The following is a 7,230-nucleotide window of genomic DNA, read 5'->3' as shown; positions in this document are numbered from 1 at the left end:
AGGTGGTGCTGGCCCTGTGGTGGGACCGCGAGCGCGGCCTGGAGCAGGTGCCCGAGCTGGTCGAGCGCAGGCGCCGCGCGGCCCGGGCCGGGGTCCGCGCGACCAGCGTCAAGATCATGCAGGACGGCGTGTGCGAGACCCACACCGCGGCGATGCTCGACCCCTACCTCGACGCGCACGGCCACCGCACCGACAACAGCGGCCTGTCCTTCATCGCCGCCGACGACCTGCGCGAGTACGTCGCCGCGCTCGACGCCGAGGACTTCCAGGTGCACGTCCACGCCCTCGGCGACCGGGCGGTGCGCGACAGCCTCGCCGCGGTCGAGCACGCCCACACCGTCAACGGGCCGCGCGGCAACCGGCACCACCTCGCCCACCTCCAGGTCATCGACCCGGCGGACGTGGCCCGGTTCGCCGCGCTCGACGTCACCGCCAACGCGCAGCCGCTGTGGGCCTGCCGCGACCAGGCGGTCGAGGAGCTCACGCTGCCCTTCGTCTCCGAGACTGCCCGGCGGCAGCACTACGTGTTCGGGTCGCTGCTGCGCGCGGGGGCCCACCTCGCCTGCGGCAGCGACTGGCCGGTCAGCGCGGCCGACCCGCTCCTGGGGATGCACGTCGCGGTCAACCGTCGCGCCCCCGACCAGGGCGCGGAGGCCGAGCCGCTGCTGCCGGACGAGGCGCTCACGGTCGTCGAGGCGCTGGCCGGCTACACCACCGGCACGGCGTACCTCAACGGGCTCGAGGACGTCACCGGCCGGCTCGAGGTCGGGTACGCCGCCGACGTGGTGGCCGTGGACGCCGACCTCCTGGCCGCGGACGCCGCCGCGATCGCCGGCACGAGGGTGACCCACACCTGGGCCGACGGCGCTCTCGTCTTCGCCCGATGAGGCTTTCGACAGTCGTCGGGCATCGTTGCTGCGCATCTCGATGGTCGACGGTCGCGGACACAACGGAATCGGTGGACTCGCGCTAGTCTGACGCCATGACTCACCCCGCCCCGCCCGGTGCCGATGACCACGACGGCGAGCCCGACGTCGACGTCGTGGTCATCGGTGCGGGCGTCACCGGTCTCACGGCGGCCCGCCGCCTCCGTGAGGCCGGCCGGACGGTGCTCGTGCTGGAGGCCCGGGACCGGGTCGGCGGTCGCCTGCTGACCGACGACGTCGACGGTGTCCGGCTCGAGGTGGGGGGCCAGTGGGTGTCCCCGGACCAGACGGCCCTGCTCGCCGTGCTCCACGAGCTCGACCTCGCGACGTACCCCCGCCATCGTGAGGGCGAGTCGGTCTACGTCGGCCTCGACGGCGTACGGCGCACCTTCACCGGTGACGCCTTCCCGGTGCCCGCCGCGACCGCCGCCGAGGTCGATCGGCTCACCGCGGAGCTGGACCGGCTGGCCGAGGACATGGACCCGCTCCAGCCCTGGCGGCACCCCGACGCCGACGAGCTCGACCGGATCACCTTCGCGGAGTGGCTCGAGCGTCGGACCGACGACGCCGAGGCGCGCGACAACATCGCCCTCTACGTCGGGCCGGCGATGCTCACCAAGCCCACGCACGCGTTCTCCGCGCTCACCGCGGTCCTGATGGCTGCCAGCGCCGGCGGGTTCAGCAACCTCGTCGACGCCGACTTCATCCTCGACCGCCGGGTCGTGGGCGGCCTCCAGGAGGTGCCGCTGCGGCTCGCGCAGCGCCTCGGCGACGCCGTACGCCTCGGGACGCCGGTGACCGCGATCGACCACGACGACGACGGCGTGACCGTGTCCGCCGGCGGGACGACGTTCACCGCTCGGCACGCGCTGCTCGCGGTGCCCCCGACCTTGGTCGGCCGGATCGCCTTCACCCCCGCCCTGCCTGCCGCGCACCAGCAGATGCGTCAGCAGCAGTCCTTCGGGCTGGTCATCAAGCTGCACATCACCTACGAGACCCCGTTCTGGCGGGACGCGGGGCTCTCCGGCACCGCGTTCAGCCCCTACGCGCTCGTGCACGAGGCCTACGACAACACCAACGAGGACGTGCCCGACGAGACCCGCGGCACCCTGGTCGGCTTCGTCTCCGACGAGCGGGCCGACGAGCTGCTTGCCCTGACGCCCGACGAGCGCCGCCGCCGGGTGCTGGAGTCGCTCCGCGACTACTACGGCGACGAGGCACTGCACCCCGTCGGCTACTACGAGAGCCCCTGGATGCATGACGAGTGGACCGCCGGCGCCTACGCCACCAGCTTCGCGACCGGGTCCCTCACCCGCTTCGGCCCGTTGACGCGCGAGGACGTCGGTCGGCTGTCCTTCGCGAGCAGCGACATCGCCGGCCTCGGCTTCCAGCACGTCGACGGCGGCATCCGCATGGGGGAGGCCGCGGCCCAGCGGATCCTCGCCGCACCCAGGTCATCGGTCCGCTCCGCCGCGCACTCCCGAGAGGTAGCCCCATCATGACCAGCAGCACCGATCACCGTCCCGCCACGAGCGCGCGTCGTCTCCTCACCGAGCTCCCGGGCCCGCGGTCGCGCGAGCTCGCCGCCCGCAAGGTCGCCGCGGTCGCCGCCGGGGTCGGCACCACGATGCCGGTGTACGCCGTGCGCGCGCACGGCGGCGTGGTGGAGGACGTCGACGGCAACGTGCTGATCGACCTCGGGTCCGGGATCGCGGTCACCACGGTGGGCTCGAGCGCACCCCGTGTCGTGGCCGCCGTGCAGGAGCAGGTCGCGGCGTTCACCCACACCTGCTTCATGATCACGCCCTACGAGGGCTACGTCGCCGTGGCCGAGCGTCTCAACGCCCTGACCCCGGGCGACCACGACAAGCGGACCGTGCTCTTCAACTCCGGCGCCGAGGCGGTGGAGAACGCTGTCAAGATCGCCCGCTCCCACACCGGTCGGCAGGCGGTCGTCGCCTTCGACCACGCCTACCACGGGCGCACCAACCTCACGATGGCGATGACGGCCAAGTCGATGCCCTACAAGTCCGGCTTCGGCCCCTTCGCGTCCGAGGTCTACCGGGCGCCGCTGTCCTACCCGTTCCGCGACGGCGGCCTGACGGGAGCGGAGGCGGCCGCCCGGGCCATCGACCTCATCGACAAGCAGGTCGGCGCCGCCAACCTCGCGGCCATCGTCATCGAGCCSATCCAGGGCGAGGGCGGCTTCATCGTGCCCGCTCCGGGGTTCCTGCCCGCGCTGGCCGACTGGTGCCTGGCCAACGGGGTCGTCTTCGTCGCCGACGAGGTGCAGACCGGCTTCGCCCGCACCGGGGCGATGTTCGCCTCGGAGCACGAGGGCGTCGTGCCCGACCTCATCGTCACCGCCAAGGGCATCGCCGGAGGCCTGCCGCTCTCGGCCGTCACCGGCCGCACCCAGATGATGGACGCAGTCCACGTCGGTGGGCTCGGGGGCACGTACGGCGGCAACCCGCTCGCCTGCGCCGCCGCGCTCGCCGTCATGGACACGATCCTCGAGGAGGGACTCGTCGAGCGGGCCGGCCGGGTGGAGGCCGTCCTCACCGAGCGCCTCGAGCGCCTCCGGTCCGCGGACCCCCGCATCGGCGACGTGCGCGGTCGCGGCGCGATGATGGCCGTCGAGCTGGTCGAGCCCGGGACCACCACCCCCGACCCCGCGACCGCGAAGGCGGTGGCCGCCGAGGCCCACCGCAACGGCGTCGTCGTGCTCACCTGCGGCACCTACGGCAACGTGCTGCGGTTCCTGCCGCCGCTGGCGATCTCGGACGCCGAGCTGCACGAGGCGTTCGACGTGCTTGACGCGGCGTTCGCGGGGAGCGCCCCGGCCTGAGGCGCGCCGGGTCGGTCGTCCGGGGCCCACCCGTCCTCGAGCGGCCGTAACTGGCGGCGTACGCCATGCGCCGTGGGTCGGCCGCGGCAGCTGGCGGCGTACGACGGCTCGATGCGCCCCCGGCCTGTCGTGGGCCGCCAGTGTGCGGGTCGGCGCCGCAAGGGTGGCGGCGTACGACGACCGCACCGGCCCTGAGGCTGTCGCGGGCCGCCACTCTGGCCCATCGGCCGGCGGCCGGCGCGGGTGGGGCCGGGCACCTCTGGCGGGGTGGCCCTCCGGCGCGCGCGGCGACTGGCGGCGTACGACGGCTCGATCCGCTCCTGACCCGTCGCGGGCCGCCAGCTGCGGGTCGCGCTTCAGCGGCTCAGCGCACGCCCCACGAGTACGTCTGCTTGCGCAGGCTGAGGTACATGAACGTCTCGGTGGCGACCACGCCCTCCACGGTGCGGATGCGCGAGGAGATGAGGTCGAGCAGGTGGTCGTCGCTCTCGCACACCACCTCGACGAGCAGGTCGAAGGACCCGGCGGTGATCACGACGTAGTCGACCTCGTCGAGCGCCGACAGCGCGTCGGCGACGGCCTCGAGGGGTCCTTGGACCCGCACCCCGACCATCGCCTGGCGTGCGAAGCCGAGCTCGAGCGGGTCGGTGACGGCCACGACCTGCATGACCCCGCCGTCGATGAGCCGCTGCACCCGCTGGCGCACGGCGGCCTCCGAGAGGCCCACGACCTTGCCGATCGCGGCGTACGACCGGCGACCGTCCTGCTGGAGCTGCTCGATGATCGCCTTGGAGACGTCGTCGAGCTGCACCGACGCCTTGTCCTGGTTGCGGGTCATGGGTCGAACTCTGGCAGGGCGCGGCCGTCAAGGCAAAGCAATCGCTCCGTCAAACAAGCGATTTCGTTGCGGGGAGGTTTCGTTTCGACGGTTTTCCTTGCCGAGGCAGGGTTGCGGTGGCACTATCCGTAGCACGCCAATGACGAGAGAAATGGTGGATGCGCGCCGTGACGGGAGCCGGATGACACCCAGACCGACCTCAGCCGCGTCGGGCCCCCGAGGCTCGGCGGCCACGCGGCGCACGATCCTGCGAGGCGTCGGCGGCGTCGCCTTCCTGGGCGCCAGCGCGGCCGTGCTGCCGTTCTTCGGCCAGGACGGCGCCCAGCAGGATCCCGCGGAGTGCGCCGCGACCGACCGCTCGGCGCAGGACAAGCGCGTCGTGGTCTCCAACTGGCCCGGCTACATCGACCCGCGCCGCGACGCCGGCAACACCCGCGACACGTTCGAGGAGCTGACCGGGGTCACCATCGAGTACACCGATGACGTCAACGACAACTCCGAGTTCTACGCCAAGGTCCGCAACCAGCTCGGCTCCTGCGAGCCCGTCGACCGCGACCTCTTCATGCTCACCGACTGGATGGCGGCGCGGATGATCAGCCTCGGCTGGATCCAGCCGCTGGACAAGGCCGCCGTGCCGAACCTGCACGCGAACCTCATCGAGCCACTGCGCGGCGTCGCCTGGGACCCCGACCTGACGTATCACGCGCCGTGGCAGACCGGCCTGACCGGCATCGCCTACAACGCGGCGAAGACCGGCGAGGTCGCAAGCTTCAGCCAGCTCCTCGACGACCCCGAGCTGGCGGGCCGGGTGACGCTGCTCTCGGAGATGCGCGACACGATGGGGTTCGCCCTCAAGGTCGTCGGCGCAGACCCGGAGAACTTCGAGCAGGACGAGTGGGACGACGCCATCGACCGGGTGCGCCGCGCCGTCAGCGACGGACAGGTGCGCGCGTTCACCGGCAACGAGTACATCCAGGACCTGGCCGCGGGCAACATCGTCGCCTGCGAGGCCTGGTCCGGTGACGTCATCCAGCTGCAGTTCGAGAACCCCGACATCCGGTTCGTGACGCCGGAGGAGGGCCTGGCGCTGTGGAGCGACAACATGCTCGTGCCCAACGGTGCGGAGCACCAGACCAACGCCGAGGCATGGATCGACCACTACTACGACCCCGCCGTCGCCGCCCGGCTCGCTGCGTGGGTCAACTACATCTGTCCGGTCGAAGGAGCCCGCGAGGAGATGGAGAAGATCGACCCCTCGTTGGTCGACAACACCCTGATCTTCCCCGACGCGGAGACGCTCCAGCAGACCTTTGCATTCATGCCGCTCGACGACCGCCAGGCCGCCGAATACGAGAAGGACTGGTCCGATGTCACAGGTGGCTGACAACACCTCCACGACGCCCACCGCCGGCGACGGCGACGATGCGTCGTACGACGGGCTGCGGCTGCGGGCGGTGACCAAGGAGTTCGGCGGGTTCACGGCCGTGCGCTCGCTCGACCTCGACGTGCCGCGCGGATCGTTCTTCGCGCTCCTCGGCCCGTCCGGCTGCGGCAAGACCACGACGCTGCGCATGGTGGCCGGGCTGGAGACGCCGACCTCGGGGACGATCACGCTCGCGGGCAACGACGTCACCCGCGCCAAGCCGTACCGCCGGCCCGTCAACACCGTCTTCCAGAGCTACGCACTCTTCCCGCACCTCGACATCTTCGAGAACGTCGCCTTCGGGCTGCGCCGCCGCCGGGTGAAGGACGTCGACGCCCAGGTGCGCGAGATGCTCGAGCTGGTCGAGCTGACGTCGCAGGCCCACAAGCGCCCGGCCCAGCTCTCCGGCGGCCAGCAGCAGCGGGTGGCCCTCGCCCGGGCGCTCATCAACAGCCCCGAGGTGCTGCTGCTCGACGAGCCGCTCGGCGCCCTCGACCTCAAGCTCCGGCGCGCGATGCAGATCGAGGTCAAGCGCATCCAGGTCGAGGTGGGCCGGACGTTCGTCCACGTCACCCACGACCAGGAGGAGGCGATGACCATGGCCGACACGGTCGCGGTGATGAACGGCGGCGTGATCGAGCAGCTCGGCGCGCCGGCCGAGCTCTACGAGAACCCGCGCAGCACCTTCGTCGCCAACTTCCTGGGCCAGTCCAACCTCATCGAGGGCGACGTGCGACGACGCGCAGCCGACATCACCACCGTCTCGATGCACGGCATCGACGTCTCGGTCCCCACCGCTCGTGTGCACACCGACTCCGACCGCGGCTGGGTCGGCATCCGCCCGGAGAAGGTCCTCATCGGGGAGCCCGGTGAGGAGCTCGACGCTCCGGGCCACACCATCGGCGGCGGGGTGGTCACCGACGTGAGCTTCGTCGGGGTCAGCACGCAGTACCTCGTACGGATGCCGTGGGGCCAGGAGCTGGGGGTGTTCCAGCAGAACACCGGCCGGACCCGGCTCTTCCGGCAGGGCGAGCAGGTCGAGCTCTCCTGGCGCCCGGAGTACGCCTTCCTCCTCGACCGCGATCAGGACGCCGGCGCCGGCGCCGCCGAGCGCGAGGGGGCCTGAGTGACCAGCACCGCGGGTGTCGCGCCGCCCGACACGACGCAGGCTGCGACGCCGGCCCCGGCCCCTGCC

Annotated in this window: 6 protein-coding genes; 5 read left to right on the top strand and 1 reads right to left on the bottom strand. The window is 72.1% G+C overall.

Features of this window, described 5'->3' with window-relative positions:
- The 3 genes from ACXJKL_RS10335 to gabT all read left to right on the top strand — a co-directional run.
- A partial coding sequence (locus ACXJKL_RS10335) for an amidohydrolase family protein (protein ID WP_457206973.1) occupies nt 1–887 on the top strand: 887 nt, incomplete at its 5' end.
- 95 nt (nt 888–982) lie between these two features.
- On the top strand, nt 983–2,428 hold the full coding sequence (locus tag ACXJKL_RS10330) for a flavin monoamine oxidase family protein (RefSeq protein WP_457206972.1): 1,446 nt from the start codon (nt 983–985) through the stop codon (nt 2,426–2,428).
- The gene (gabT, locus tag ACXJKL_RS10325; protein ID WP_457206971.1) at nt 2,425–3,774 is read left to right on the top strand and encodes a 4-aminobutyrate--2-oxoglutarate transaminase; all 1,350 of its coding nucleotides are present in this window, start codon (nt 2,425–2,427) and stop codon (nt 3,772–3,774) included. Before ACXJKL_RS10330 ends, gabT begins: the two co-directional genes overlap by 4 nt.
- A gap of 364 nt (nt 3,775–4,138) precedes the next feature.
- Here gabT and ACXJKL_RS10320 read toward each other — a convergent pair whose 3' ends face one another.
- A complete protein-coding gene (locus ACXJKL_RS10320; RefSeq protein WP_457206970.1) occupies nt 4,139–4,612 on the bottom strand; it encodes an Lrp/AsnC family transcriptional regulator in 474 nt (157 codons plus the stop codon).
- 181 nt (nt 4,613–4,793) lie between these two features.
- On the opposite strand from ACXJKL_RS10320, the gene ACXJKL_RS10315 reads away from it, so the two are divergent.
- The gene (locus tag ACXJKL_RS10315; RefSeq protein ID WP_457206969.1) at nt 4,794–5,996 is read left to right on the top strand and encodes an ABC transporter substrate-binding protein; all 1,203 of its coding nucleotides are present in this window, start codon (nt 4,794–4,796) and stop codon (nt 5,994–5,996) included.
- Nucleotides 5,989–7,161, top strand: a complete 1,173-nt coding sequence (locus tag ACXJKL_RS10310; RefSeq protein WP_457206968.1) for an ABC transporter ATP-binding protein — start codon at nt 5,989–5,991, stop codon at nt 7,159–7,161. Before ACXJKL_RS10315 ends, ACXJKL_RS10310 begins: the two co-directional genes overlap by 8 nt.
- Nucleotides 7,162–7,230: the final 69 nt, after the last annotated feature.

The organism is Nocardioides sp. P5_C9_2 (assembly GCF_054049555.1).
Note: the sequence above shows the minus strand (reverse complement) of the source record. Positions and strands in the feature narration are given on the sequence as shown.